Raw genomic sequence first — 26,880 nt, forward strand, 5'->3', positions numbered from 1 at the left:
TCGGGTTCACGGAAGGGATATGCGCCGCAGGTTCGGCCTGCCCTCCGACGTACCCTCAGGGGTGTAGGGACAACACGATCGCCGCAATAGGAGGTCAGCTCACGTGACCAAGCAGGTCCGCCAGCTGGATCGGGTGGTCATCAGGTTCGCTGGCGATTCCGGCGACGGCATGCAGCTCACCGGTGACCGCTTCACATCCGAGACCGCTCAGCTCGGGAACGACATATCCACCCTGCCGAACTTCCCCGCCGAGATCCGTGCCCCCGCCGGCACGCTCCCGGGTGTGTCGAGCTTCCAGGTGCATTTCGCCGACTTCGACATCCTCACGCCCGGTGACGCCCCCAACGTGCTGGTCGCGATGAACCCTGCCGCCCTGAAGGCCAACCTGGCCGATCTGCCCAAGGGTGCCTCGATCATCGTCAACACCGACGAGTTCACCAACCGCAACCTCGCCAAGGTGGGGTATTCGGCGAACCCGCTCGAAGACGGCTCGCTGGACGGCTGGAACGTCGCACCGGTCGGCCTGACCTCGATGACGGTCAAGGCCCTCGCGTCGTTCGAGATCTCCAAGAAGGACGCCGAGCGGGCGAAGAACATGTTCGCGCTCGGCCTGCTGTCGTGGATGTACTCCCGCCCGCACGAGTCCACGATCGCCTTCCTCGAGCGCAAGTTCGCCTCGCGCCCCGAGCTCGTCGCCGCGAACATCGCCGCCTTCAAGGCCGGCTGGAACTTCGGCGAGACGACCGAGAACTTCGCGGTGCGCTACGAGGTCAAGCCGGCCCGCATGGTCGCCGGCAACTACCGCAACATCACCGGCAACGCCGCGCTCGCCCTCGGCATCGTCGCCGCCGGCGTGCGCTCCGAGCTGCCGGTCTTCCTCGGTGCGTATCCGATCACCCCGGCCTCGGACATCCTGCACGAGCTGAGCAAGCACAAGAAGTTCGGCGTGACGACGGTGCAGGCCGAGGACGAGATCGCCGCGATCGGCGTGGCCCTGGGCGCCTCCTACGGCGGCGCGCTCGGCGTGACCACCACCTCCGGCCCGGGCGTCGCGCTCAAGGGCGAGACAATCTCGCTCGCCGTCGCGCTCGAGCTGCCGCTGCTGATCATCGACGTGCAGCGGGCCGGCCCGTCGACCGGCCTGCCGACCAAGACCGAGCAGGCCGACCTCAACATGGCGCTGTTCGGCCGGCACGGCGAGGCCCCGGTCGCGGTGCTCGCGCCGCGCTCGCCCGCGGACTGCTTCACCACGGCGCTGGAGGCGGCGCGCATCGCGCTGACCTACCGCACCCCGGTGATCCTGCTCTCCGACGGGTACATCGCGAACGGCTCCGAGCCGTGGCGCCTGCCCGAGATCGCCGAGCTGCCCGACCTGCGCGTGCAGTTCGCCACCGAGCCCAACGGCGAGGACGGCAAGACCTTCCTGCCGTACCTGCGCGACCCGCAGACGCTCGCCCGGCCGTGGGCCGTGCCGGGCACCCCGGGCCTGGAGCACCGCATCGGCGGCCTGGAGAAGGCCGACCGCACCGGCGACATCTCCTACGACCCGGCCAACCACGACTTCATGGTCCGCACCCGGGCCGCGCGCATCGAGGGCATCGAGGTGCCCGACGTCGAGGTCGAGGACCCCGACGGCACCGCCCGCGTCCTGGTGCTGGGCTGGGGTTCGACGTACGGGCCGATCGGCGCCGCCGCCCGCGCGCTGCGCCAGCGCGGCCTGGCGATCGCCCAGGCCCACCTGCGGCACCTCTCGCCGATGCCGAAGAACCTCGGCGAGGTGCTGAAGTCCTACGACAAGGTGGTCATCCCGGAGATGAACCTCGGCCAGCTCGCCGGGGTCATCCGGTCGCGCTACCTGGTCGACGCCATCGCCTACAACCAGGTCCGCGGCCTGCCGTTCACCGCGGCCGAGCTGGAAGGTGTGCTCGAGGAAGTGGTCAAGAATGCCTGAGCCTCTGAAGCTGACGACGAAGGACTTCAAGTCCGACCAGGAGGTGCGCTGGTGCCCGGGCTGCGGGGACTACGCGATCCTGGCGGCGGTCCAGTCGTTCATGCCCGAGCTCAACATCCCGAAGGAGCGGATCGTCTTCGTCTCGGGGATCGGCTGCTCCTCGCGGTTCCCGTACTACATGAACACCTACGGCATGCACTCGATCCACGGCCGCGCGCCGGCGATCGCGTCCGGCCTGTCGGTGTCCCGCCCCGACCTGTCGGTCTGGGTCGTCACGGGCGACGGTGACGCGCTGTCCATCGGCGGCAACCACCTGATCCATGCGCTGCGCCGCAACGTCAACCTCAAGATCCTGCTGTTCAACAACAAGATCTACGGCCTGACGAAGGGGCAGTACTCGCCGACGTCGGAGATCGGCAAGATCACGAAGTCGACGCCGGCCGGCTCCGCGGACTCGCCGTTCAACCCGATCTCCCTGGCGCTGGGCGCGGAGGCGAGCTTCGTCGCGCGCACCATCGACTCGGACCGCAAGCACCTGCAGTCGGTCCTGCGCGCCGCCGCCGAGCACCGCGGCTCCGCGTTCGTGGAGATCTACCAGAACTGCAACATCTTCAACGACGGCGCGTTCGACGCGCTCAAGGAGCCCGCCACCCGCGACGACTTCCTGATCCGGCTGGAGCACGGGCAGCCGATCACGTTCGGCAAGGACGGCGAGTGGGCGGTCACGCACCCGCCCGGCGGCTTCGGCCTCTCCGTCGTGCCGACCGCCTCGGTGAGCGCCGAGGAGATCGTCGTGCACGACCAGACGGTCGCCGAGCCGGCGTATGCGTTCGCGCTGTCCCGGCTGCCGGGCCTCGACCTGCGCAACACGCCGATCGGCGTGTTCCGCGCCGTCGGCCGCCCGGCCTACGACGACATCGTGCGCGACCAGCTCGTCGCCGCGAAGGCCAAGGCGAACGGCACCCCGGACGAGGAGCTCGCCGCCCTGCTCAACAGCGGCGACACCTGGACCATCCTGTAACTGCCGTGATCGGGGGCCATCGCCGTCTCAGGCGACGGTGGCCTCCAGCCAGCGGGTCAGGGTGCGCACGCCCCAGCCGGTCGCGCCCTTGGTGAGCTCGCCGTCGTTGGAGTCCGACCAGGCGGGCGAGGACATGTCGACGTGCGCCCAGTTGCCGCGCATGGCGCCGGTGAACTCGCGCAGGTACAGCGCGGCGAGCACCGACCCGGCCCCGATGTCGGTGGAGTTGACGACGTCGGTCAGGTCGCCGTCGATCTCCTCGGCGTAGTCCTCGTTCAGCGGCATCCGCCACACCGACTCGCCGGAGGCGGCCGCGGCCGTGGCCAGCGCGCCCGCCAGGGTGTCGCTGTGGCTGTACAGCGCCGCCGTCCGCTTGCCCAGCGCCACGCCCTGCGCCCCGGTGAGGGTGGCGAGGTCGATCATCACGTCGGGCCGCAGCCGGCGCACGGCGTAGGCCATCGCGTCGCCGAGCACCAGGCGGCCCTCGGCGTCGGTGTTGAGGATCTCGGTGGTGATCCCGCCGTAGTGCGTGACGACGTCGCCCGGGCGCATCGCGTCGGCGCCGACCGCGTTCTCGGCCAGCGGTGCCAGCGCGGTGATCCGCACCGGCAGGCGCATCTCGGCCGCGGCGAGGGTCGCGCCGATCACCGCGGCGGCGCCGCCCATGTCCTTGCGCATGAGCTTCATGCCGCTCAGCGGCTTGATGCAGATACCGCCGGTGTCGAACGTGATGCCCTTGCCGACCAGCACGACGTGCCGCTTCGCGCCCCTCGGGCGCCACGACAGCTCGACCAGCCGCGGGCCGCGCTCGCTCGCCGCACCCCGGCCCACGGCCAGGATCGCGTTGAAGCCCTGCGCGGCCAGGTAGGCGGGCTCGCGCACCTCGACCGTCAGCCCCGGCACGCCGGTGGCGGCCTTGACCACCTGACGGGCGAACCAGGCCGGCGTCTTGCGATCGCTGGGCATGTTGGTCAGGTCGCGGGCGAGCAGCGTGGCGGTGACGACCGCCCGGGCCTGGTCGAGCGCGGCCGTCAGCGCATCAGGGGCCGGAGCGTTGCCCGGTAGTGCGATCGTGACGCGGCGCAGCGGATCGGGCTCGGCGTCGGTGAGGCGGAACCGGTAGGAAGCCAGCCAGAGGCCCTCGGCCAGGCCGCGGACCGCGTCGGCGGCCGTGTCCTGCGGTACCAACACTCGTAACGATGTCTCGGAGCGAGCCGAACGGGCCAAGGCCGCGCCAGCGGCCCGCCATCCGGCCTCATCCGCCTCGCCGATGCCGACGAACAGCAGCCGCGACGGCTTGCGCGCCGGTCGCGGCAGGGTGTGCACGGTCCCGGCCGACCCGGAGTGCTCGACGTCCTCGAGGAACGCCTCACATTCGGCCAGGTCGGCCGGACCGAGCTTCAGCAGGTCCAGAGCGCCGGAGGGGGCGCCGGACGGGACGACGACAGCGACCGCACCGGAGGCGCTGCGGGCTGCGGCGAACCTGATGTCCAGCACGGGGACCCTCCTCTATTTCTGTTTTCCTGCGCACACCGATGGGAGCGACCACAGATGGCCACCCCAGTCAACCCGAAAGCAAAGCTGAATGCAGGAAGACTCAGCCAGTGGCGGTCTTCAGCGCCTCGCTGAGCTCGTTGGCCTCGTCCTTGGTCATCTCGACGACGAGCCGCCCACCACCCTCGAGCGGGACGCGCATGACGATGCCGCGGCCCTCCTTGGTGACCTCCAGCGGACCGTCGCCTGTCCGCGGCTTCATGGCCGCCATGTTGTCTCCCTTCGCTTCCTGATGTCCCAGACACCAGGTGGCACAGCCGTCCCCGCATGCCCGGCGCGCCTGCTCACGGGGCCTCGACCGGACCCGCCGGCCCCGTGATGTACGCACCAACCGATGATTTTCCCTGATGATGGCCCCAAGACCCAAACCGGGACGCGAACCTTGTGACAACTCGTGGCGCGAAATGCCGGACAGCTGTCACAATAAGCGGCCATGCAGGCCCGGTCCGCCCTCTTTGATCTCTATGGCGACCATCTTCGCCCGCGCGGTGGGCGGGCCGCGGTCGCGGCTCTCGTGCGCCTGCTCGCTCCCCTCGGCATCACTGCCCCCGCCGTCCGTACCGCGGTGTCGCGGATGGTCCGGCAGGGATGGCTGCATCCTCTACGTTTGCCGACTGGCCCCGGCTACGGCATCACCCCGAAGGCGGCACGCCGACTCGACGCCGCCGGCGCCCGGATCTATCGAACCCAGCGCTCCGGCGGCCCCGCAAACGCCTGGACCGGCCGCTTCGATCTCATCACGCTCGAACCGCCCGCGCACCGCGGCGCGCGGGCGAGACTGGTGGCGAACCTCGGATTCCTCGGGTACGGGTCGATCGACGCCTCCACGTGGATCGCCCCGCGCCCCGGCGAGGGCGTCGACGCCCTGCTCACGGAGGCCGGGGTGCGCTACGACCGATTCTCGGCGGAGCATTCCGGTGGCACCGAGGGAGCCGTGAAACTGGTGGCCAGAGCGTGGGACCTGGAGGCGATCGCCGCCGCGTACGGCGAGTTCGTCGAGCGCCTCAACCCGCTCGTGTCCGGCGTCGGCCCGGCCACCCCCGACGAGCGCGCCTACGCCGTGCGGTTCACGCTCGTGCACGCCTGGCGCGCGTTCCTGTTCCGCGACCCGCAGCTGCCGCCCGCCCTGCTGCCCGCGCGCTGGGCCGGCACCGCGGCCGCCGCCTTCTTCGACCACCACGCCCTACGGCTGCGCCCGGCGGCGGACCGTTTCGTCGACGCGTGCCTGACCTTGAACTGATTTGGAAATGGAGTACCGATGGAGCTGCTCGTCGAACGCACCGAATCCGGCGTCGCGATCCTCACGCTCAACCGGCCGGAGGCCCTGAACTCGCTGGACACCGCGCTGAAGGTGGCCCTGCGGGACACGTTGCAAGAGATTCAGGGCGATGATTCGGTACGCGCTGTGGTCCTCGCCGGCGCCGGCCGCGCGTTCTGCGGTGGCCAGGACCTGCGCGAGCACGTCGAGTCGCTGGAGGCCGGCACGGGTTCGTCGCTGTCGACCGTGACCGAGCACTACAACCCGATCGCCACGCTGATCGGCGGCATGCCCAAGCCCGTCGTCGCCGCGGTGCGGGGCATGGCCGCCGGCGCCGGCGCCTCCCTCGCCCTGCTCGCCGACTTCCGCATCGGCGGCCCGAAGACCGCGTTCCTCATGGCCTTCGCGAACGTCGGCCTGGCCGGCGACACCGGTATCTCCTGGTCGCTGCCCCGCATCGTCGGCCACGCCAAGGCCGTCGAGCTGCTCCTGCTGGCCGAGCCCGTCCCCGCGGCGACCGCCTTCGAGCTGGGCATGCTCACCCGCCTGACCGAGGACGACGAGGACGTGCTGCCCACCGCCCTCGAGCTCGCCGACCGCCTCGCCGCCGGCCCGACGATCGCCTACGGCCAGATCAAGCGCGAGCTCGCCACCGGCGGCTCCGGCTCGCTCGCCGACGCGCTCGCGGTCGAGGCCGAGGCCCAGGCGACCTGCGGGCACACCGCCGATCACCACAACGCGACGGCCGCGTTCGTGCAGAAGCAGCGCCCGGTCTTCAAGGGAGCCTGAGCCCCTCTTAACAAGTTTCGTACAAAACCGGCATAGCCTGGGGTCCATGGCCGATCGTGAGAAGGTTGCGCATGTGTTGCGCCGGGCGACGTTCGGGCCCACGGCGGAGGAGGTCGACGCGGCCGAGTCCAAGGGCCCGGCCGCGACCCTCGACGCCCTGTTCAACCCCGCCGCACCCGACGCCGGTGCGGCCAGGACCCCGCCGCCGAAGCTCGGCATGGTCGTCAACGAGAAGAGCGACCGCGCCGAGCAGATCCGCACGGTCGGCGCCTGGTGGCTCGACCGCATGGTCCAGGCCGAGCACCAGGTGCACGAGAAGCTGACGTTCTTCTGGCACGGCCACTGGGCCACGTCCGCCGACAAGGTCAAGTCCGGCCCGATGATGCTCGCCCAGCAGCAGACGCTCTACAGGACCGCACTCGGCGACTTCGCCACCCAGGCCCACACGATGCTGCGCGACCCGGCCCTCATCGTCTGGCTCGACGGCCAGAAGAACACGGTCAAGGCCCCCAACGAGAACCTGGCCCGCGAGCTCATGGAGCTCTTCACGCTCGGCGTCGGCAACTACACCGAACACGACGTCCGCGAGGGCGCCCGCGCCTTGACCGGCTGGACGGTGGACGCCAAGTCCGGCACCGCGACGTTCAACGCGAAGCGCCACGACGACAAGCCGAAGACCATCCTGGGCAAGACCGGCAACTTCGACGCCGACGACTTCGCCGACATCCTGCTTGCCCAGCCCGTCAGCCCCGAGTTCATCGCCCGGCGGCTCTGGCTGCGGTACTGCAGCGACGCCCCGATCCCGCAACCCGCCCTGGACCGCGCCAAGACCCAGCCGACCAGCTCCGCCATGCTGCGCGAGCTCCTGACCGCGGACGGCCACACCGAGCTCGTCAAGCAGCCCGTCGAGTGGCTGGTCGGCGCCCTGCGGCAGCTGCAGATCCGCCCCGGCGACCTCAACGACAACCAGCGCAAGCAGCTTGCCTCGGGCCTCACCCAGCTGGGCCAGGTCCCCCTGCGCCCCCCGAGCGTCGGCGGCTGGCCGGCCGGCGCCGCATGGCTGACCACCTCGGCCACCCAGGCCCGCATCAGGTTGGCCCAGACGTTGGGCGCGCGGGCACCGCAGCCGGTGATCGACCGCCTCACCGCCGTCCCACCGCCCCAACGCCCCGCGGCCTTGGCCCGCCTGCTGGTCGTGGACAAGTTCACGGACCGCACGCTGGCAGCGCTGACCCCGGCCGCGAACGACGCCCGCCGCCTGCTGACGCTGGGCCTGGCCAGCCCCGAGTACGCCGTCAACTGACCATGCCTCGCTCCAATCGTTCACACCGTTGAAGGAGGCGGCATGGACGCCCTCACCCGCAGGAAGTTCCTGATCGCCAGCGGCGTGGTCGGTGGCGCGGCCCTCGCCGCCGGCGGCGCCTGGACGCTGCGCGACGTCTTCGACACCGCCGCCTGGGACGACCGGCCCGGCGACGCCAAGACGCTCGTGCTCGTCACCCTCTACGGGGGCAACGACGGGCTGGCCAACGTCATCCCGTACGCCGACAAGGCCTACGCACCGGCCCGCAACGAGCTCGCGTACAAGCCCGAGGAGGTCCTCAAGCTCGACGGATACCTCGGCCTCAATCCCGGGCTGGCCGGCCTCAAGCGCATGTTCGACGCCAAGAAGCTGGCCATCGTCCGCGGCGTCGGCTACCCGAAGCCCGACCACAGTCACTTCCGTTCGATGGACATCTGGCAGACCGCGCAGCCGGACCGGCCCGGCAACACCGGCTGGCTCGGCCGGTGGCTGGACGCCTTCGGCGGCGACCCGCGCCACGCCGTCTCCTTCGAACCCGTCCTCCCTCCGTTGCTCGCCGGCGAAACCACGGCCGGCGCCGCCATCCCCGTCAGCGGCCTGACCCTGCCGAATGGGCTCAAACCCGAGGTGCTGACCGCGTTCGGCAAGCCCTCCGACGGCGAACCCGCGCTGCAGGCCCGCGCCGCTCGCGCCTTCGCCGACCTCGTCGAGGTCGACGCCCTCATCCACAGCGTCGACGAGGCCGACGGCGACGAGGGCGCCTCGTCGTCGTCCGGCACCGCGACCGGCGGCCGCTCCGACCTCAAGACGCAGCTGGACCTCGTGGCCCGCTGCGTCGAGGCCGGCGTCGCGACCCGCGTGTTCTCCGTCTCGCTCGGCGGCTTCGACCTGCACGCCGAGGAGCGCAACTCGCAGGAGGTCCTGCTCAAGCTCCTCGACACCGCGCTGACCGGGTTCGCCGACCGCATGGCGAAGACCGAGGCGGGCCGCAAGGTCGTCGTGGCCGTCTACTCCGAGTTCGGCCGCCGCGTCGCCGCGAACGGCTCCGACGGCACCGACCACGGCACGGCGTCGAACATGTTCATCCTGGGCAGCCCGGTGAAGGGCGGCCTCTACGGCGAACAGCCCAGCCTCTCCGACCTCGACAACGGCGACCTGAAGTTCACGACCGACTTCCGATCCGTATACGCCACCCTCCTACGCGACGTCCTCGGCGCCGACCCCGAGCGGATCCTCGGCTACAAGTCCCAGCTCGAGGGCATCCTCTAGGGCCCGGCCGACCGCACCCGCTCCGGCGAGCGGATGCGGTCCCCGGCCCGCGCCGCGCCGGTCAGCCGCCCACGAACTCGGCGGCCGGCGCGGCCTTCTCAACGGCACCCGGCGCGACCTGCCCCGCGCCTGTCCGCGCCGCCTGCCCCGCGGCGGCCATCGCCGCCTGCCCAGCGCCTGTCAGGGCGGCCTGCTCCGCGGCGGCGAGCGTCGTCGTCCGCACGGCAATCCCCGCGGCAGCCGGCGTGGCTTGGTCCACGGCGGCCAGCGCGACCTTGCCGGCGGCGGCTGTTGTGTCGTGCGCCTCGAGCTCGACGGCGCCCGGGCCCGGGTCCGAGGGGCTCCACGGCGCCGCCGTGCGGCCGCGGCCCGTGGCGCGCGGACGGGTGCTGCCGCCGGGCGTGCGCGGCCTGCGGGTCGACCCGGCGCGCTGCCGCTGGCGTTCGGCGCGCTCGCGGGCCTTGCGGTCCTGTTCGAGCCAGCCCACGGCGGTCCGGCACGTATACGCCCACCAGCCAACCCACGGCCCATACCGCTCCCGCAGCTCGGCCGGCGTCGGCGGCGGGTCGCCGTAGACGGAGACGGCCGTGCTCACGAACCGGTTCATCTCCAGCGGCGCGGCGTCGGGCCGGCCGAGGGCCCGCATCAGCAGCGCGTGCGCGGTGTACTCCCCGACGCCGCGCACCGACAGCAGCGCGGCCCTCGCGTCCTCGTAGGGCCCGTGGCGCAGCAGCTCCTCGTCGAGTGCCGCGACCCCGGCGATCACCTCGGCAAGGCGCGTCGCCTTGCTCATCATCCCCACGAACGGCGCGAGATGTTCGGGCGTCAGCCGCGTCAGCAGCGCGAACTCGGGGAAGGCGGTGTAGTCCTCACCCGCGACCCGCCCGGTCGGTCCGAGGTGGACGGTGAGCCGGCGCTTGCGCAGCGCGGCATACCACTCGGTGGAGTTCTGCACCAGCGTGAAGTACACGACGGCCTCGGGCAGGCTCGAGAACCTCGGCTGGTGCAGGCCCGCCGCAACCTCGAGCAGTGGGCGGACGCGCTCGTCGCCCTCGGCGATGCGCAGGAACTCCGCCCGCTCGTCGTCGAGCCCCAGCCAGGAGGAGACCCGCGCGCCGACCGCCTCCAGGTCGCGCTCGCCGAGCGGCGACTCGCTGAACACGGTGAGCCTGACGCCCGGCGCCCCGTCGTCGCGCTCGGTGACCTGGGTCACGACCGCGGACTGCGGGTCGGACGGGTGCGTGAACGCGCGCCGGACCATGCCGTCGAGCAGCCCTACGTCGTGCAGGCCGGGCCGGAAGCCGGCGATCGCCCGCAGCGAGCACTCCAGGTCGTAGGGGGCCGTCGCGGAGAGAAGGATTTGGGTGGTGGTGTGCAGTTCGGTCATGGGTGCATGGTCGAACGCGGGTACGACAGTTTTGGCGGGGGGCGTGAGATGGTTACTGCGCGCGAGCGGCGAGTAGCAGACCGTCGTCGAGGGGGAGTAGCGCGGGGACCCACGCGTCGCTGTCGCGCAGCGATTTGACGGCTTCACGAAGCAGTACCGTCTCCGCATCCCTCATCGTGGGATCACTGACCCGCCCGCCGGCGAGCGCGTCGGCCAGCGCGAGCGTGCCGCCGGGCCGCAGCAGCCGCTCGGCCGCGGTCACCACCGGCCCGTACTCGCTGGGGTCGTGGTCGACGAAGATGAGGTCGTACGCGCGGTCGGCGAGCCGCGGCAGCACGTCCAGCGCCCGGCCGGTGATGATCCGCGTGCGGGAGGGCGGGTTACCCGCGGCCGAGAAGACGCGCCGGGCGACACGCTGGTGCTCCGCCTCGAGGTCGATCGTGGTCAGCACGCCGTCGCGGCGCATGCCGCGCAGCAGCCACCCGCCGCTCACCCCGGTGCCGGTGCCGACCTCGACCACGGCTTTTGCGTTGCTGACCGCGGCGATAACCCGCAGCGCCGCGCCGCAGCCCCGGCTCACCGCGCTGATGCCGAGCTCGAACGCCTGCTCCCGGGCGGCCGTCAGCATCGGATCCTCGGTGACGTACCCGTCGATGAAATCAGCGGTCCGAGCGGAAGCGGTAATGGGGCACCCCTCTACATGAGTCGATGGCCGCAAGCCTAGGAGACCTCGCCCCCGCATGCTCGAAGCCGGGTCGTGTAATGCTGGATGCGAAACGGACGGAGGAGCCGATCGTGACAGACGGTTCGGCCTGGCGTCAGCCGGGCCCCGGCGCGCCGGCCAGCAACAGCGGCTGGGGGGCGCGCCCGACGTGGGCCGCACCCAACGCGCCCCAGTCGGCAGCGCCGCAGCCGGCGCCCAACAGCTGGTGGTCCGACGCGCTCGCCGACCCGTGGCGCGACCCCGACGCACCCGTCGTGGTGGTCAAGACCCCTCCGGACGAGGCTCCGGAACTGGAGAAACCGCCGCCGCCGTCCCCCGGCCCGCGCGTGGGCATTGGTCTGGTACTCGTCGTGTCGATCGTCACGGCCCTGCTCGCCGGCGCTCTCGGCGGCACGCTCGGCTACGTCTTCGCGGTCGGCGGGGGCGGCGGCCAGCTCGGCAGCGGCCAGGTCGGCAACGCCCCGCTGAACAACCGCGCGCCCGAGTCGCTCGCGACCCTGGTCAAGAAGGTGCTCCCGAGCGTCGTCACGATCAGCATGCGCGTCGGCAACGGCACGTCGCTCGGCTCCGGGTTCGTCGTCTCCGCCGACGGCCACGTCATCACCAACAACCACGTCGTCGAGGGCGGTAACAACACCGCTACCGTGCGTTTCAGTGACGCCACCGTCGCCACGGCCAAGGTCATCGGCAGCGACCCCGAGTCCGACATCGCCGTGCTGAAGATCGACACCAACGGCCTGCCTGAGGGCAAGCTCGTGCCCGTCGAGTTCGGCAACTCCGACCAGGTGCAGGTCGGCGACCCCGTCGTCGCCGTCGGCGCGCCGCTGGGCCTGACCAGCACGGTGACGTACGGCGTGGTCAGCTACCTCGACCGCCCCATCCGCACCAGCGAGGGCGGCGCCGCGCGGTACTACTCGGCAATCCAGACCGACGCCGCCGTCAACCAGGGCAACTCCGGCGGCCCGCTCTTCGACGCCGGCGGCCGTGTGATCGGCATCAACTCCGTCATCGGCACCCTGTCCGAGGACCAGTCCAGCGCAGGCAACGTCGGCCTCGCGTTCGCAATCCCGATCAACCACGCCCGCCGCATCGCCACCGACATCATCAACACCGGCAAGGCCCGCCGCACCGTGATGGGTGTGACGGTCGACACGTCGTACCAGAACCCGCTCGGCGGCGCTCGCCTGTCGCAGGTCGAGGCCGGCGGACCGGCCGAGGCCGGCGGGCTCAAGGCCGGCGACGTGGTCATGGCCGTGAACGGCAAGCCGATCGAGGAGTCGTGGGACCTCACGGCGCTCGTGCGCAAATACGCGCCCGGAGACACCGTGGAAATTCAATACCTCCGCGGTACCACAAGAGCCAAAGCATCCGTAACCCTGGTCGCCGACGCGAAGTGACCTGACAGCCACTCCCGGAACCGCCCCTGGAGTGCGTAGTCTTGCGGCTGGAGCGCGAGGGGGAGGGCCGGTACATGGGCTTGGAGAACATCGGCGGCTGGGAGTTCATCGTGATCATCCTGGTCGGGCTGTTCATCTTCGGCCCCGACCGGCTGCCGAAGGCGATCAGCGACGGCGTGAAGATGCTGCGTCAGCTCCGCCAGATGGCACGCAACGCGACCGGCGACCTCAGCAAGGAGCTGGGCACCGACATCCAGCTCGAGGACCTGCACCCGAAGACCTTCCTGCGCAAGCACCTGCTGAGCGAGGAGGACGAGGCCGCGCTGCGCAAGCCGCTGCAGGGCATCTACGACGACGTGCGCGGCGTCGCCGACCAGGTCAAGCGCGACGCCGAGTCCGCCGCGTCGGCCGCCAAGTCGGTCACGTCGCCGTCCGCCGCGACGCCGGCCCCGGCACAGCAGCCCGCGATCCGCGCCTCCTGGGACGACGTCACCTGACCCGCGCCCTGGGCCGCGTGCCCAGGCACCTGCTCGGCTCAGCATCTCTGCCCCCGCCCCTGGCTCCGGCCCAGAAGCTCCGGGCCAGCGGCACTCTCCCGCAGCCCCGGCCTAGCACCTCCGGCTCGGTCCCCCGGCTCCGGCCCAGCGGCTCTCTGCCCTCCGGCCCCGGCCAGCGGTCCCAGCGCCGCAATCCCGCCTCCCGGGAACCCATCGGCCAGGCTTTCGCGGCGCAGGGAGAACTCGTTGGCCGCCGAGGCCACCCGAGGCCACCGAGGACGCCGAGACCAGTGCGGGCCGCGTCCGGGGCGCACTCCAGCCGAGCCCGGTGCCGGCGGCGATCTTGGCTCGCGCAGGCGGCCGTGAGGAGCGCGACCCGTCAGCGGCCGGCGGGCTTCAGGCCCAGGGGCTTGCCGACCAGGCTCTCGCGGCGCAGGGCGAGCTTGTCCGCAACCGACGTCAGCGCGGCCGCGGCCGGGGCCTCCGGGGTGGCCAGGACGAGCGGCAGGCCCGTGTCGCCGGCCTCGCGCAGGCGGGTGTCGAGCGGGATCTGGCCCAGCAGCGGTACCTTCGCGCCGACGAGGCGGGTCAGGGAGTCCGCCACCGTCTGGCCGCCGCCCGCGCCGAAGACCTCCATGCGCGTGCCGTCGGGCAGTTCGAGCCAGGACATGTTCTCCACGACGCCGACGATGCGCTGGTGGGTCTGCAGGGCGATCGAGCCGGCCCGCTCCGCGACCTCGGCGGCGGCGGCCTGCGGGGTGGTCACGACCAGGATCTCGGCCGACGGCAGGAGCTGGGCCAGGGAGATGGCCACGTCGCCGGTGCCGGGCGGGAGGTCGAGCAGCAGGACGTCGAGCTCGCCCCAGTACACGTCGGCGAGGAACTGCTGCAGAGCGCGGTGGAGCATCGGGCCGCGCCAGACGACGGCGGTGTTGCCCGGGGTGAACATGCCGATCGAGATGACCTTCACGCCGTGGGCGGAGGGGGGCATGATCATGGACTCGACCTGGGTGGGGCGGCCGTCGGCGCCGAGCATGCGGGGGACCGAGTGGCCGTAGATGTCGGCGTCGACCACGCCGACCGACAGGCCGCGGGCGGCCAGGGCCGCCGCCAGGTTGACCGTGACGCTCGACTTGCCGACGCCGCCCTTGCCGCTGGCCACGGCGTAGACGCGGGTGCGCGAGCCGGGCTGGGAGAACGGGATGACCGGCTCCTGCACGTCGCCGCGCAGGCTGGTCTGCAGGGTCTTGCGCTGCTCGGGGGTCATGACGCCGAAGTCGATCTCGACGCCGGTGACACCCGTGACGGCGCCGACCGCGCGCGTGATGTCGGTGCGCAACTTGTCCTTCAGCGGGCAGCCGGCCACCGTGAGCAGGATGCCGATCGCGGCGACCCCGTCCGGGCGCAGGGTGATGTCGCGGACCATCCCCAGCTCGGTGATGGGGCGGCGGATCTCGGGGTCGTCGACGGTCGCGAGCGCGGCGGTGATCGCGTCCTCAACGGTGGTGGCCGGGGCTGACATGTGTGCCATGCTACTGCGGATCTAGCCCCTTCCCGCGTGATGGCGAAACGCGGGAGGAGCACGTCACAATCGACAGCAGACGCCGCGCGCCCCGCCCCTTGGGGCACGCGGCGCAATCACCTGCGGCGCCGCGGCGGCTCGTCCGTGTCGACCGTATCGTCCGGTTCGTCCAGCGACGTTCCCAGCGGATCGGACAGCGAGCCGAGCGCCTTGCGGACCTTCTTGCGCTCCGCCTTCGCCCGCCGGTCGGCGGCCTCGTCGAGCTCCTCCGCCACCCGCGCCAGCTCCGAGCGCAGGAAGTCGCGCGTGGCCACCTCGCCGAGGGCGATGCGCAGGGCGGCGATCTCCCGCGCCAGGTACTCCGTGTCGGCCTTCTGCGCCGCCGCCCGCCGCCGGTCCTCCTCGGACGCCAGGCGGTCCCGGTCGGCCTGCCGGTTCTGCGCGAGCAGGATCAGCGGCGCCGCGTAGGAGGCCTGCAGGGAGAGGATGAGCGTGAGGAACGTGAAGGTGTACGGGTCGAACTGCCAGCTTCTCGGCGTGAGCGTGTTCCAGGCGATCCAGGCCAGGATCACGATCGTCATGTAGACGAGGAACTTCGCCGTGCCCATGAAGCGCGCGATGCCCTCCGACCACTGGCCGAAGGCCTCCGGGTCGAACCGGGGCAGCGTGATGCGGCTGTCCCGCGGCTGGTCCAGGCCCCGCCGCCGCTCAGCCACGGTCGCCGCCGTTGCCGGGCGTGGTGGCCGGCGCCGGCGCACCGGCGACGCCGGGCATCGCGATGGTCAGCGGCTCGGCGTGGTCGCGGTCGCGCCAGTCCTCGGGCAGCAGGTGGTCGAGCACGTCGTCGACGGTGACGGCGCCGACCAGCTTGTCGTTGTCGTCGACCACGGGCATCACCACCAGGTTGTAGGTCGCCATCCGGCGAGTGATCTCGGCGAGCGTGGTGTCGGGGTCGAGCGGGTCGATGCCGTTGTCGACGACCCCGCCGAGCAGCGCCGACGGGGGCTCGCGCAGCAGGCGCTGGAAGTGCACGACGCCGAGGTACCGCCCGGTGGGGGTGGCCATCGGCGGCCGCGTGACGAAGACGCCGGCGGCGACCGCGGGGGACAGCTGCGGCTCGCGGATGCGGGCGAGGGCCTCCGCCACCGTGGCGTCGGGCGCCATGACGATCGGCTCGGAGGTCATGACGGAGCCGGCGGTCCCCGGCGCGTACTCCAACAGGGCCCGCACCGGCGAAGCCTCGTCCGGCTCCATCAGGTCCAGCAGCACCTCCTGCTCCGGCTTGGGCATCTCGGCCAGCAGGTCGGCGGCGTCGTCCGGGTCCATCTCCTCCAGGATGTCGGCGGCGCGCTGTGGCTCCAGCGCCGTGATGATCTCGATCTGGTCGTGCTCGGGCAGCTCCTCCAGGACGTCGGCGAGGCGCTCGTCGTCCAGCGCCGCGGCGACCTCGACGCGCCGGGCCTCGGACAGGTCCTGCAGCACGTTGGCGAGGTCGGCCGGGCGCATGTTGTCCAGCACGGCGAGCAGCCCGGCGGTGCCCTGCGTCTGCGGCTCGCCGGCCAGGCCAGACACCTCGTTCCACTCGAGCTGGTTGAGGTGGCCGCGGCGGGTGAGGCGGCCGGTGAACTCGCGCACCGCGACCCGCGACAGCGCCCACTCGCCGGTGCGGTCGGCGTCCATGGCCACATCGACGACGGCGCCGGTACGACCGGTCGCCACCACGGTGACGTGCCGGTCCATGAAGTCCTCGAGCACCAGCAGCTCGCCCGGGCGCTTCTCGAAGCGGCGCAGGTTGAGCGTGCCGGTGTTGAGCACCACGGCGTCGGGCTCGATCGCGGTGATGCGCCCGATCGGCAGGAAGATGCGCCGGCGCATCACCATCTCGGCGACCAGCCCGACCACGCGGGGCGGCTGGTTGCCGGTGCGGGCCCGCGCGACAGCATCGCGCACCCGCCCGACCTGGTCGCCGTTCGGATCGAACACGCTCAGGCCCGCGAGGCGCGCGATGTAGACCCGCGGCGCAGTGCTCACAAGAATCAAGCCTACTTAAGGAATCCACCGCGTTGCGGTTGGACCGAACCTGCCGGGCCCGCGCGGCCTAGGCTGCCAACTATGAGCCTCCTGCGGTACAGCATCGTCGACGTCTTCACCGACCGCCCGTTCACCGGCAACGCCCTGGCGATCGTCTTCGACGCGCAGGACCTCGCCCGGGAGCAGATGCAGGCGATCGCGCGCGAGTTCAACCTCAGCGAGACGATCTTCGTGCTGCCGCCGTCGAGCCCGGAAGCGACGTACCGTGTGCGGATCTTCACACCGGGCACCGAGCTGCCCTTCGCCGGCCATCCGAGCGTCGGCTGCGCGGTGACGCTGCTGCGCAACGGGATCGTCAAGGGCCCCGACGTGGTACAGGAGTGCGGCGCCGGCCTCATCCCGATCCACATCGACGAGGTACACGGCGCGGCGACCGTCACCGGCGGCAAGCCGACCGTCGGCCACGCGCTCGACCACGTGCCGCTCCTGTCCGCGATCGGGCTCACCGAGGCCGACTTCGCCGGCCCCGCGCCGCGCAGCGCCGGCTGCGGCCTGGAGTTCACGTTCCTCTCCGTCACCGAGGACGCCGTCGCCCGCGTGCGCCCCGGCTCGCTCGTGGACAACCTGAGCGTGTTCCACTGGGACGCCGAGCGGCGCTTCGCGCACGTGCGGGTGCTCGTGCCCGAGGTGGGCGTGGCCGAGGACCCGGCGACGGGATCGGCGGCGCTGGGGTTGGGGGTCTGGCTGGTGTCCAGCGGCTTGTTGCCGGGCGACGGCGTCTCGGAGTACGAGATCGCCCAGGGTTTGGAAATCCATCGGCCCTCGGCGCTGCACTGCTCGGTGACCGCAAGCGGCGGCTCGGCCGTGTCAGCCACCGTCTCGGGTCACGTCGTGCCGATCGCGTCGGGCGAGATGGTGGTCCCGCCGTTCGTGGGCTGACGGCGCCGTCACGGCATGCCGATGGCCTCGGGCGTGATCGCCACCTCACGCTCGGTGCGCGAACGGCGCCGGCCGCCGAGCACGACCACGGCCACGCCGGCCAGCAGCACCGCGATGCCCGGCAGCGTGCGCGCAGGCGGCAGCTGGTCCAGCCACAGCCACGCGATGCACAGCGCGCCCGGCACCTCCAGCAGAAGCAGCACCGCGACGGTCGTGGCACTCACCCGGTGTAGCGCGTAGTTGACCAGCGTGTGGCCGAGCAGCTGGGGCCCGGCCACCATGGCGGCGATGGCGAGCACGGTCCTTCCGTCGTACCCCCAGAGCTTCGTCGTGTCCGCCGCGCACACGATCGCGAGCAGGGCGGCGCAGACGGAGTAGCAGATCGTGGCGTACGTCGTCGTGGCGAGCTCCGTGCGGGCGCGCTCGCCGAGCAGCGTGTACCCGGCGGCGGCGATCCCGCCGGCCAGCGCCAGCGCGTCGCCCAGCAGGGCCCGCCCCGACAGCTGCGGGTCGGCGCCGGTGGCCAGCGCCACCCCGGCGACCGCGACCGCGATGCCGGCCCAGGTGCGCCCGGGGACCCGCACGCCGCGGGCCGCCGAGATCAGCGCCGTCCAGACCGGGGTGGTGCTGACCAGCGCCACCGACATCGCCACGCTGGTCAGCTTCGCGCTGGGCACCCACGTGCCGAAGTGCACCGCCAGGCAGACTCCGGACAGCGCGGTGACCCCCAACGTCCGCCGCCCGCCCGGCCGCAGCAGGTCGCGCAGCTGCCCTCGGCGGCGGATGAGCGCCGCCGGCGCGAGCACGGCCGCGCCCGCCGCGTTGCGCCAGAACGCGATCGCCAGCGCCGGCGCCGCCGCGAACGCAATCAGCGGCGCCGATGCCGAGACGGCGACGATCGCGATGGCGAGCGCAATGAACGTGGTGAGTCCGACCTGGCGCATGGTGCGAATTGTCGTTGATCCGACACCGGGTGCTCGCACGGCCAGGTAGACCGTTCGGAGGATGTGATGGGGGCCGAACGGTCGTTCGGCGTCGACCTGGCCGACCGGTTGCCGCTGCCGGTACGCCGGCGACGGCGGAGGCCGGGAGCTCACCGGCGCGTCCCGCTTCGGCCTGACCGCCGTTTAGCTGCGCCCCCGACGCCGAGACGGACCGGCGGGGCGCGGTGATCGAATCGCTTGACGAGGTACCGGACCTCGTGGGTGCGCCTATGCTGGTGCCGTGACCGTGACGGCGGCGCTGTCGCTGACGGATGGCCATTTTCTCGCCCGCCTGGCGGCGGACGCGGTCCACGCGCGGCTCACCGGCAAACGCCTCAGCGCGCGCATCCCGCCCGACAGCCCGCTCCACGACGACGGCGCCACGTTCGTAACCCTCGAACGCAACGGCGCCCTGCGCGGCTGCGTCGGCAGCCTGGAGCCGGTCCGCCCGTTGCACCGCGACGTGGTCCAAAACGCGATGCGCGCGATGAACGACCCGCGGCTGCCGCCGGTCACGCCCCTGGACTGGCCGTCGCTGGACGTCAAGGTCTCCGTGCTGGACCGCCCCGAGCCGATCGCCTCCGAATCCCGCGACGACCTGCTCGCCGCGCTGCGCCCCGGAGTGGACGGCCTGATCCTGCTCACCGACGACGGCCGCCGCGCGACGTTCCTGCCGTCGGTGTGGGCGAAGGTGACCGACCCGGAGCTGTTCTTGGCGGCGTTGCTGCGCAAGGGCGGCTGGCCCGAGGTCGGCTGGCCGGCGGGGCTTCGGGCGTCGCGGTACGGCTCGACGGAGTTCCACAACCACGCCCCGCGGGCGGCGCTGCCCCTGGTTGCGACGGCCGTGACCAGCAGCCCGGCCACGATCGACGGCGTCGCGCCCGACCCTGACGCCGCCGCAGGCGGCCCTGGTGGCGTCGCGTCCGGCCCTGACGGCGCGGCGTCCGGCCCTGACGGCGCGGCGGGCGGGCCCGGCGGCGCCTCGGGCGAGCCTGGTGGCGTGGCAGGCGGGCCTGGTGGCGTGGCAGGCGGTCCTGGCGGTCTTGCGTCCGGGCCTGGCGACGCTGCGGGTGGGATCGGCGGCGCGGCGGACGGTCCTGGCCTCGGGGCCGGTGGGCACGAAGCGTGACGACAGCGCTGCCGGCGGCGCCTGCGGCGTGATTGGATGAAGAGCGTGGACGCGCTCGTGGAGGAGGCGGCGAAGAAGGCCGCGGTCGCCTGGGTCGCCGTCGGCGGCCGCCCGGCGAAGCTGGTGTGGTGCGCCTGGCTCGGCGGCGCGCTGCTGGTCGTGACCGGCGAGGGCGAGCAGTCGGTGCCCGGCCTAGCAGAGGCCGCGGGCGTGCCAAGCGCAGCGATCGCGGACGGCCCGCGCACGGCAGGCGCCGCGACTGCGGACGGTGCGCGTGCAGCGACCGCAGGCGGGGCGCGCGCGGCCGTGGCAGGCAGGGCAGGCGCGGAGGCCGCCGCGATCGCGGACGCGGCGCGAGCGGACGCCGCGCGAGCAGGGGCGGCCGTCGAGGTGAGCCTGCGCGGCGACCACGGCGGGCGCATCGTGACGTTCCCCGCCGAGGTGAGCCGGATCGCGCCCGACGACGAGGCGTGGGCCGAACTCGTCCCGCAGCTGGCCGGCAAGCGGCTCAACGGCGCCGGCGGGGCCGAGGACCTCGCCCGGGCGTGGGCGGAGCGCTGCGTCGTCTGCCGGCTGACGCCGGTCGGCGGCACCGCGCCGATGCCGGACGACAGCCAGGCCGCGCCGCCGCGGCCGACGCCGGCGACGCGCATCCCGCGGCGGCCGTTCCGGCTTCACAAGGTGCGCGGCGCCACCCGCAACCCACGCCGCTAAAGCTGCCCGCCAACCCACGCTAAAGCTGCCCGCAATCCACGCCGCTAAAGCTGCCCGTGAACCGGCCGCCAAAGCTGCCCGTGAACCGAATGCCGACCGCAATCCACAAAGACGTCAATGACGAAGACGCGAGTGGAGAGCGATAGACGGCCTCGCGCGCCCCGGACCTTTCTGCTTGCAATGCTAGCACCCGCCGAAAAACTGATCTCGAAGGCGATTACGAGAAGTCACATCACGTTACGTTAAGTTGCCCAACGGTAGATGCCGCCGGTCACGCACCCGCGGAGTACGACGGCGCCTGCAGGGTGCGCTCCGGGCCAGCGCGGCATTATGTTTCCGCGATCATGCGTTTCTGCCCTGCTTTCGGGCCAGATTTTCATGATCGCGGAAACATAATGCCGTCGAGGGCCTGGAAACGCCGCGCTAAGCGAGGCCGACCGCGGCGAGGCTCTCGTCCCACAGGCGCGCCGCCAAAGTGGGGGAGGAGGTCTCGCGGTTCGGGCGGGAGAGCTTGCGGTCCACGTAGTAGCCGCCCGACGTGAGCTGAACCGGCGGCGTTGCCGCCAGCCACACCAGCGTGTCGGCGCCGCGCTCCGGGGTACGGGCGAACGGGGCCAGGCGCGCCATCCAAGGGATGCCGATCGTCGAGCCGAAACGGCTGCGGACGAAGCCGGGGTGGTACGACGCTGACATGATGTCCGGCCAGCGGCGGGCGGCCTCGGCGGCGAAGAGGATGTTGGCCTGCTTCGCCGAACCGTACTGGCGCCACAGGCCGTGGCGGTGGGTGCCGCGCAGGTCGGACGGGTCCAGGGCGCCCATCGCGTGCGCGCCGGAGGCGGTGCTGATGATCCGGCCGCCGCGGAGCTGCTCGCGCAGGAGGTTACTCAACAGGAAAGCGGCTAGATGGTTGGTTTGGAGGGTTGCGTCGAAGCCGTCGGAGGTCACCTGGTGGCCGCGCACGACGCCGCCCGCGTTGTTGGCGAGCACGTCGATGCGCTCGTACCGCTGGCGCAGGTGGTCGACGAGCACGTGCACGTCGTCGAGGTGGGCGAAGTCGCTGCGGTACGCCGGGACGGTGCGCCCGCCCGCGGCCTCCCGCACGGTGGCCGCCGCAGCCTCGAGGCGGTCGGGGTTGCGGCCCACGAGGACCGTGTTGGCGCCGCGGCGCGCCATGTCAATGGCGGCGGCGAGGCCGATTCCGGAGGAGGCACCGGTGATGACCACCGTACGCCCGGTGAGATCTCCCACAGGGGCATTCTGCGTACTCACGCGTCGAGGTTACCGTCTGGTATCCGCCCTTAACCCTTGCTAAGGAGCCTCGCCATGGCCGCCCTCGGACGTCCGCGCCGCTCGTGTCTCGCCGTGCCCGGATCGAGCGTGAAGATGCTCGGCAAGGCGCAGGGGTTGCCCGCCGACCAGGTGTTCCTCGACCTGGAGGACGCCGTCGCGCCGCTGGCCAAGCCCGACGCGCGCAAGAACATCGTGGCCGCACTCAACGACGGGGACTGGGGCGGCAAGGCCCGGGTCGTGCGGGTCAACGACCTGACCACGCCGTGGACGTACCGCGACGTCATCGAGGTCGTCGAGGGCGCCGGCGAGAACCTCGACTGCATCATGCTGCCGAAGGTGCAGAACGCCGGGCAGGTGCAGTGGCTCGACCTGACGCTGACCCAGATCGAGAAGACCATCGGGCTGCCGGTCGGCAAGATCGGCATCGAGGCACAGATCGAGAACGCGGCCGGGCTGGTCGACGTCGACGCGATCGCCGCGGCCAGCCCGCGCATCGAGACCATCATCTTCGGGCCGGCCGACTTCATGGCCTCGATCAACATGAAGTCGCTGGTCGTCGGGGCGCTCATCCCCGGGTACCCGGGCGACCCGTACCACTACATCCTCATGCGCATCCTGATGGCCGCCCGCATGCACGACCTGCAGGCCATCGACGGGCCGTTCCTGCAGATCCGCGACGTGGACGCGTTCCGGGAGGTCGCCGGGCGCAGCGCCGCACTCGGGTTCGACGGCAAGTGGGTGCTGCACCCGGGGCAGATCGACGCGGCGAACGAGGTCTACTCACCCGCGCAGGAGGACTACGACCACGCCGAGCTGATCCTCGACGCCTACGACTACTCCACGTCCGAGCAGGGCGGCCGCCTCGGCGCGGTCATGCTCGGCGACGAGATGATCGACGAGGCGTCACGCAAGATGGCGCTGGTCGTGTCGGCGAAGGGGCGGGCTGCGGGGATGAAACGCACCTCCGCGTTCACCCCGCCGAACTGAGAAACGCGCGTCGCATTGCCCGGCAGTGTGTCCGGCAGGCAGGATTTGCCCTATGGCACCCGACCTACGTTCCAGCGGCCCCGCCGGTAAGAGCGGCCGGCGCGACGCGAGCCGGCCGTCCTCCGCGCGGCGCACCCTGCGAGCCGTACCGTCCAGTGGCGGACCGGAGCTCGCTGGCGAGCCCGTCGGTGAGGAGACCCCGACCGCCGTCGACCGGCTCGACGGGCGGATCGCCCTGGTCACCGGCGCGGGCAGCCCCGACGGCATCGGCTACGCGACCGCCCGCCGGCTCAAGCAGATGGGTGCCGCGGTCGCGATCGTGTCCACCACGCGGCGCATCCACGACCGGGCCAGCGAGCTCGGCGTCATCGGCTTCGTCGCCGACCTCACCGTCGAGGCCGAGGTCGGCGCGCTGGCCGACGCCATCACCGACCAGCTCGGCCCGGTCGACGTCCTGGTCAACAACGCCGGCCTGGCCAGCAAGGCGAGCCCGGAGGTGCTGCGCCCGGTCGCGCAGCTGACCTACGAGGAGTGGCGCGCCGAGATCGACCGCAACCTCACCACCGCGTTCCTGGTCAGCCGCGCCTTCGTGGGCGGCATGGCCGAGCACGGCTGGGGCCGGATCGTCAACCTCGCCGCGACCGCCGGGCCGGTCAACGCGCTGCCCGCCGAGGCCGGCTACGCGGCCGCGAAGGCCGGCGTGGTCGGGCTGACCCGGGCGCTGGCGATGGAGCTCGTCGCCGACGGCATCACGGTCAACGCGGTCGCGCCCGGCATCATCCACACCGGCGCGTCCACGCTGGTCGAGCTGAAGCAGGGCTTCGGCACGCCGATGGGGCGCCCGGGCACGCCGGAGGAGGTGGCCTCGACGATCGCGTTCCTGTGCTCGCCGGGCGCGTCCTACATCACCGGCCAGATGCTCGTCGTGGACGGCGGCAACTCCGTGCGCGAGGCGCAGTACCGTTAATCGCCCCACAGCTCGGCGGTCAGCCAATCATCAGGTTGGCTGGCTAGGCTCGGCGGCATGGGGGCACGTGCCGGGGATTACGTGGTGCTGCTCGGCCCGCCGGTCGCCGTCGGGTCGGCGGTCGGCGTCGTGCTGCTCGCCGGCGAGCCCGAGGCGTTCCTGCCGCTGGTCCTGGTGCTGCAGCCGCTGACGACGCTCGGCATCGTCGTCGGGCTGGTGCAGCTCACCCGGACCACCCGCGGCCCCCAGACCTTTCGCCTGGTCGTGTACGACGGGACGGTCGTCTTCGGCGCCCGTCCCGCCTTCCGCCGCCAGTGCGTCTTCAACGGCCTGCTCAGCTCCGCGCTGCTGCTCATGGCGCTCAACGGCCTGCGGGTGCCCGGCCGGGTCGTGCCGACACTGTCCTGGGCCATCCTGGCGCTCAACGCCTGCGCGGTCGGCCTGCTGCTCATCCGCATGGTCCGCAGCGGGCCGCTGCTGATCACGCCCGACGGCGTCGCGATCGACGGCGGGCGCACGTTCGTGCCGTGGACGGCGCTGGAGGCCGGGCCGGACCGTCCGCAGTGGACGCTGGTACACCCGGAGCAGGTGCGCGGCCGGCCGATCAAGCGCTTCCAGCCGGGGCAGATCGTCCCGCTCGACGTGTCGCTGTGGTTCCTGTTCCGCTCGATCCACGCCTACCTCGACCACCCCGAGCGGCGGGCGGCGATCGGCACGCCGGAGGAGCTGGAGCGGCTGCGGGGCACGCTAGCCCGCCAGGCCACCTGATCGCCTGACGCGGCCGGGCCGGTGCCGTTCCTACTATCGAGGCATGCGCTGGCCCTGGGTCGTGATCCCCCCGCTGCTGGTGCTCGGCGCCGCCGCGCTGGTGCACGCGCTCGACCCCGGCGGGTACGTCCTCTTCGGCCTGGCCGGGCTCGCCGGTTTCGTCCTGAACCAGCTGCTCACCGACCTGCGCCGGCGCGATGAGCCCCCGGCCCGCCCCGGCTGGCAGTTCCACCCGCCGGCCAAGCTGGCCTCGGCGCGCGCCGGCCGCGCGTTCGCGGTCGCGATCATGGTCGTCGTCGTCGCGGTGCTGGCGGACGCGCGCCCGTTCGACCTGGGCGCCGCCGCCGTGCTCGCGACCGTGTCGTTCGTCACCGGCGCCCAGCTGCTCGTCCGGCTGGTCCGGCGCACGCCGGTGCTGCAACTGCAGGAATCCGGGGTGCGGTTGCGCGGCCGGGTGTACCCGTGGGAGGCCATCGCCGGCGTCGAGCTCAACGGCGACCGTGACAACCCGCGCCTCGACCTGCTGGTCGCCGGCCGCCGCCATCCGGTGGCCCTGCGCCCGGACGGCGTCGACGCGAACCTGCTCTTCCTCGTGGACCTGCTCGGGTACTACGCCTCGCACCCCCACCTGCGCTCCGCGATCGGCGACGAGGCCGAGGCGCGCCGCGTCCATGCCCTGCTGCTGGACGCCCGGATCGCGGCCGGGTTGCGCGGCGGCCCGCAGCCGATCCTGATCGCGCCGGCCGCATCCGTGGCGAGCTAACGTCGATGCATGCGCACCGCTGAGCAGATCCTGCGCGAGGCCCGGACGATCGCCGTCGTGGGTGCCTCACGGGATCGTTTCAAGACCGCCCATTCGGTACCGCTGCAGATCCAGCGCCACGGCTGGCGCATCGTGCCCGTCAACCCGCTCGCCGACGAGATCTTCGGCGAGCGCGCCTACGCGACGCTCGCCGACATCCCGTTCCCGGTCGACCTGGTCAACGTCTTCCGCCCGTCCGCCGACGCGACCCAGGTCGTCAAGGACGCGCTCGCGATCGGCGCCCCCGCGATCTGGCTGCAGCAGGACATCTACTCCCCGGAGGGCCGCGCCCTGGCCGAGGCGGCGGGCGTGGACTACGTCGAGAACTCCTGCATCGCCGTGATCCGCGCGGTGCACGCCATCAACGCACCCCGTATTCCTTGAGCAGCCCGCGGCTGATGATGGTCTTCTGGATCTCCGAGGTGCCCTCGCCGATGAGCAGGAAGGGCGCCTCGCGCATCAGCCGCTCGATCTCGTACTCCTTGGAGTAGCCGTAGCCGCCGTGGATGCGGAACGCCTCCTGCACCACCTCGGCGCAATACTCGCTGGCCAGCAGCTTCGCCATGCCGGCCTCGACGTCGTTGCGCTGCCCCGCGTCCTTCAGCCGCGCCGCGTTGACCATCAGCCCGTGCGACGCCTCGATCTTGGTGGCCATCTCGGCGAGCTTGAACGCGATCGCCTGGTGCTTGACCAGCGGCGCGCCGAACGTCTGGCGCTGCTGCGCGTAGGCGATCGCCAGCTCGAAGGCTCGGATGGAGATCCCGCAGGCCCGCGCGGCCACGTTGACCCGCCCGACCTCGATGCCGTCCATCATCTGGTAGAAGCCACGCCCGGCCTGGTCGGCGCCGCCGAGCACCGCGGAGGAGGGCACCCGGACTCCTTCGAGCACCATCTCGGTGGTCTCGACGCCCTTGTACCCCATCTTCTCGATCTTGCCCGGGATCGTGAGCCCCGGCAGCTGCTCGTTGAGCCCGAACCCGGGCTCCTTCTCCAACAGGAACGTCGTCATGTTCCCGTACACCGACGGCGCCCCGAGCTCGGTCTTGACCAGCGTCGCAACGACGGAGGAGTAGGCGCCGTTGGTCAGCCACATCTTCTGCCCGTCGAGCACCCACTCGTCGCCGTCGGCGACGGCCTTGCTGCGGATGGCGGCGACGTCGGACCCGGTGCCGGGCTCCGACATCGAGAACGCCCCGCGCACCTCGCCGGTGGCCATCCGCGGCAGGAGCCGGCGCTTCTGCTCCTCCGACCCGTGCTGCGACACCAGGTAGGCCACGATGAAGTGGGTGTTGACGATCCCGGACACCGACATCCAGCCGCGCGAGAGCTGCTCGACGACGAGCGCGTAGGTCAGCAGCGACTCGCCGAGCCCGCCGAACTCCTCGGCGATCGTGAGCCCGAACAACCCCATCTCGCGCATCCCGGCGACGATGTCGGCCGGGTAGACGTCGTCGTGCTCCAGCCGCTGCGCGTGCGGGATGATCTCCTTGTCGACGAACTCGCGGACGGTCTCGAGCATCGCCTGCTGTACGTCGGTAAGCCCGGGAGTCTGAGCAAGACGAGCCATACGAGAGACCTCCGTTGGTCAGCACAAAGTT

Annotated in this window: 26 protein-coding genes; 16 read left to right on the forward strand and 10 right to left on the reverse strand. The window is 72.0% G+C overall.

Annotated elements, in window-relative coordinates:
• Nucleotides 1-103: 103 nt before the first annotated feature.
• Entirely contained in the window at nucleotides 104-1,951 is a 1,848-nt protein-coding gene (locus tag ABD901_RS10820) for a 2-oxoacid:acceptor oxidoreductase subunit alpha (RefSeq protein WP_345123987.1), read from the forward strand.
• Nucleotides 1,944-2,972, forward strand: coding sequence for a 2-oxoacid:ferredoxin oxidoreductase subunit beta (locus ABD901_RS10825; protein WP_345123989.1), 1,029 nt, complete (start codon nucleotides 1,944-1,946; stop codon nucleotides 2,970-2,972). The genes ABD901_RS10820 and ABD901_RS10825 overlap by 8 nt, the downstream gene beginning before the upstream one ends.
• A 27-nt stretch (nucleotides 2,973-2,999) precedes the next feature.
• Here the strand turns inward: ABD901_RS10825 and ABD901_RS10830 are convergent, their stop codons facing one another.
• Together ABD901_RS10830 and ABD901_RS10835 are read right to left on the reverse strand one after the other, a co-directional pair.
• Entirely contained in the window at nucleotides 3,000-4,469 is a 1,470-nt protein-coding gene (locus ABD901_RS10830; protein WP_345123991.1) for a leucyl aminopeptidase family protein, read from the reverse strand.
• A gap of 100 nt (nucleotides 4,470-4,569) precedes the next feature.
• Nucleotides 4,570-4,737: a DUF3117 domain-containing protein gene (locus ABD901_RS10835; protein WP_081971220.1), complete on the reverse strand. Its 168-nt coding sequence runs from the start codon at nucleotides 4,735-4,737 to the stop codon at nucleotides 4,570-4,572.
• A gap of 222 nt (nucleotides 4,738-4,959) precedes the next feature.
• On the opposite strand from ABD901_RS10835, the gene ABD901_RS10840 reads away from it, so the two are divergent.
• Genes ABD901_RS10840 through ABD901_RS10855 form a run of 4 tightly spaced genes read left to right on the forward strand, consistent with a single transcriptional unit; the run spans nucleotide 4,960 to nucleotide 9,145 of the window.
• Nucleotides 4,960-5,766, forward strand: a complete 807-nt coding sequence (locus ABD901_RS10840) for a PaaX family transcriptional regulator (protein WP_345123993.1) — start codon at nucleotides 4,960-4,962, stop codon at nucleotides 5,764-5,766.
• Between the two features lie 18 nt (nucleotides 5,767-5,784).
• Entirely contained in the window at nucleotides 5,785-6,573 is a 789-nt protein-coding gene (locus tag ABD901_RS10845) for an enoyl-CoA hydratase-related protein (protein WP_345123994.1), read from the forward strand.
• A 46-nt stretch (nucleotides 6,574-6,619) separates the two neighbouring features.
• Entirely contained in the window at nucleotides 6,620-7,876 is a 1,257-nt protein-coding gene (locus ABD901_RS10850; protein WP_345123995.1) for a DUF1800 domain-containing protein, read from the forward strand.
• 42 nt (nucleotides 7,877-7,918) lie between these two features.
• Nucleotides 7,919-9,145 carry a DUF1501 domain-containing protein gene (locus ABD901_RS10855; protein WP_345123997.1) on the forward strand — a complete coding sequence of 409 codons (1,227 nt, stop codon included), beginning with the start codon at nucleotides 7,919-7,921 and terminating at the stop codon, nucleotides 9,143-9,145.
• A 61-nt stretch (nucleotides 9,146-9,206) separates the two neighbouring features.
• Here ABD901_RS10855 and ABD901_RS10860 read toward each other — a convergent pair whose 3' ends face one another.
• Both ABD901_RS10860 and ABD901_RS10865 read right to left on the reverse strand, forming a co-directional pair.
• The gene (locus tag ABD901_RS10860) at nucleotides 9,207-10,532 is read right to left on the reverse strand and encodes a DNA-3-methyladenine glycosylase family protein (protein ID WP_345123999.1); all 1,326 of its coding nucleotides are present in this window, start codon (nucleotides 10,530-10,532) and stop codon (nucleotides 9,207-9,209) included.
• A gap of 52 nt (nucleotides 10,533-10,584) precedes the next feature.
• Nucleotides 10,585-11,160 (reverse strand): O-methyltransferase, encoded by a 576-nt coding sequence (locus ABD901_RS10865; RefSeq protein ID WP_345124001.1) that lies wholly within the window; start codon nucleotides 11,158-11,160, stop codon nucleotides 10,585-10,587.
• Nucleotides 11,161-11,294: 134 nt separating this feature from the next.
• On the opposite strand from ABD901_RS10865, the gene ABD901_RS10870 reads away from it, so the two are divergent.
• Both ABD901_RS10870 and ABD901_RS10875 read left to right on the forward strand, forming a co-directional pair.
• Nucleotides 11,295-12,653: a S1C family serine protease gene (locus tag ABD901_RS10870; protein WP_345124003.1), complete on the forward strand. Its 1,359-nt coding sequence runs from the start codon at nucleotides 11,295-11,297 to the stop codon at nucleotides 12,651-12,653.
• 74 nt (nucleotides 12,654-12,727) lie between these two features.
• The gene (locus ABD901_RS10875; protein ID WP_345124591.1) at nucleotides 12,728-13,150 is read left to right on the forward strand and encodes a Sec-independent protein translocase subunit TatB; all 423 of its coding nucleotides are present in this window, start codon (nucleotides 12,728-12,730) and stop codon (nucleotides 13,148-13,150) included.
• 379 nt (nucleotides 13,151-13,529) lie between these two features.
• Here the strand turns inward: ABD901_RS10875 and ABD901_RS10880 are convergent, their stop codons facing one another.
• The 3 genes from ABD901_RS10880 to ABD901_RS10890 all read right to left on the reverse strand — a co-directional run bounded on the left by ABD901_RS10880 (nucleotide 13,530) and on the right by ABD901_RS10890 (nucleotide 16,703).
• Nucleotides 13,530-14,672 (reverse strand): P-loop NTPase, encoded by a 1,143-nt coding sequence (locus ABD901_RS10880; protein ID WP_345124005.1) that lies wholly within the window; start codon nucleotides 14,670-14,672, stop codon nucleotides 13,530-13,532.
• A 116-nt stretch (nucleotides 14,673-14,788) separates the two neighbouring features.
• The gene (locus ABD901_RS10885; RefSeq protein ID WP_345124006.1) at nucleotides 14,789-15,388 is read right to left on the reverse strand and encodes a DUF1003 domain-containing protein; all 600 of its coding nucleotides are present in this window, start codon (nucleotides 15,386-15,388) and stop codon (nucleotides 14,789-14,791) included.
• Entirely contained in the window at nucleotides 15,381-16,703 is a 1,323-nt protein-coding gene (locus ABD901_RS10890) for a magnesium transporter MgtE N-terminal domain-containing protein (protein WP_345124007.1), read from the reverse strand. Before ABD901_RS10890 ends, ABD901_RS10885 begins: the two co-directional genes overlap by 8 nt.
• 81 nt (nucleotides 16,704-16,784) lie before the next feature.
• Here ABD901_RS10890 and ABD901_RS10895 point away from each other — a divergent pair, with 81 nt between their 5' ends.
• On the forward strand, nucleotides 16,785-17,642 hold the full coding sequence (locus ABD901_RS10895) for a PhzF family phenazine biosynthesis protein (RefSeq protein ID WP_345124008.1): 858 nt from the start codon (nucleotides 16,785-16,787) through the stop codon (nucleotides 17,640-17,642).
• 8 nt (nucleotides 17,643-17,650) lie between these two features.
• Here ABD901_RS10895 and ABD901_RS10900 read toward each other — a convergent pair whose 3' ends face one another.
• Nucleotides 17,651-18,586, reverse strand: a complete 936-nt coding sequence (locus ABD901_RS10900) for a DMT family transporter (protein ID WP_345124010.1) — start codon at nucleotides 18,584-18,586, stop codon at nucleotides 17,651-17,653.
• A gap of 280 nt (nucleotides 18,587-18,866) precedes the next feature.
• On the opposite strand from ABD901_RS10900, the gene amrA reads away from it, so the two are divergent.
• Both amrA and ABD901_RS10910 read left to right on the forward strand, forming a co-directional pair.
• Complete coding sequence (gene amrA / locus ABD901_RS10905; RefSeq protein WP_345124012.1) at nucleotides 18,867-19,754, forward strand: AmmeMemoRadiSam system protein A; 888 nt, start codon at nucleotides 18,867-18,869, stop codon at nucleotides 19,752-19,754.
• Between the two features lie 36 nt (nucleotides 19,755-19,790).
• Complete coding sequence (locus ABD901_RS10910) at nucleotides 19,791-20,468, forward strand: hypothetical protein (protein WP_345124014.1); 678 nt, start codon at nucleotides 19,791-19,793, stop codon at nucleotides 20,466-20,468.
• A gap of 423 nt (nucleotides 20,469-20,891) precedes the next feature.
• Here the strand turns inward: ABD901_RS10910 and ABD901_RS10915 are convergent, their stop codons facing one another.
• Entirely contained in the window at nucleotides 20,892-21,716 is an 825-nt protein-coding gene (locus ABD901_RS10915; RefSeq protein WP_345124016.1) for an SDR family NAD(P)-dependent oxidoreductase, read from the reverse strand.
• 75 nt (nucleotides 21,717-21,791) lie between these two features.
• Here ABD901_RS10915 and ABD901_RS10920 point away from each other — a divergent pair, with 75 nt between their 5' ends.
• The 5 genes from ABD901_RS10920 to ABD901_RS10940 are packed head-to-tail and all read left to right on the forward strand — an operon-like array spanning nucleotide 21,792 to nucleotide 25,666.
• Complete coding sequence (locus ABD901_RS10920; protein WP_345124018.1) at nucleotides 21,792-22,745, forward strand: HpcH/HpaI aldolase/citrate lyase family protein; 954 nt, start codon at nucleotides 21,792-21,794, stop codon at nucleotides 22,743-22,745.
• Nucleotides 22,746-22,797: 52 nt separating this feature from the next.
• Complete coding sequence (locus tag ABD901_RS10925; RefSeq protein ID WP_345124020.1) at nucleotides 22,798-23,712, forward strand: SDR family NAD(P)-dependent oxidoreductase; 915 nt, start codon at nucleotides 22,798-22,800, stop codon at nucleotides 23,710-23,712.
• 57 nt (nucleotides 23,713-23,769) lie between these two features.
• On the forward strand, nucleotides 23,770-24,480 hold the full coding sequence (locus ABD901_RS10930) for a hypothetical protein (protein ID WP_345124023.1): 711 nt from the start codon (nucleotides 23,770-23,772) through the stop codon (nucleotides 24,478-24,480).
• A 43-nt stretch (nucleotides 24,481-24,523) separates the two neighbouring features.
• Nucleotides 24,524-25,243: a hypothetical protein gene (locus ABD901_RS10935; protein ID WP_345124025.1), complete on the forward strand. Its 720-nt coding sequence runs from the start codon at nucleotides 24,524-24,526 to the stop codon at nucleotides 25,241-25,243.
• A gap of 9 nt (nucleotides 25,244-25,252) precedes the next feature.
• Nucleotides 25,253-25,666, forward strand: a complete 414-nt coding sequence (locus ABD901_RS10940) for a CoA-binding protein (RefSeq protein ID WP_345124027.1) — start codon at nucleotides 25,253-25,255, stop codon at nucleotides 25,664-25,666.
• Here the strand turns inward: ABD901_RS10940 and ABD901_RS10945 are convergent.
• Nucleotides 25,644-26,849, reverse strand: coding sequence for an acyl-CoA dehydrogenase family protein (locus tag ABD901_RS10945; RefSeq protein ID WP_345124029.1), 1,206 nt, complete (start codon nucleotides 26,847-26,849; stop codon nucleotides 25,644-25,646). The two genes, ABD901_RS10940 and ABD901_RS10945, sit on opposite strands and share 23 nt — an antisense overlap.
• Nucleotides 26,850-26,880: the final 31 nt, after the last annotated feature.

Origin of the sequence: Dactylosporangium darangshiense (genome assembly GCF_039537565.1) — a bacterium.
Classification (GTDB): Bacteria; Actinomycetota; Actinomycetes; order Mycobacteriales; family Micromonosporaceae; genus Dactylosporangium; species Dactylosporangium darangshiense.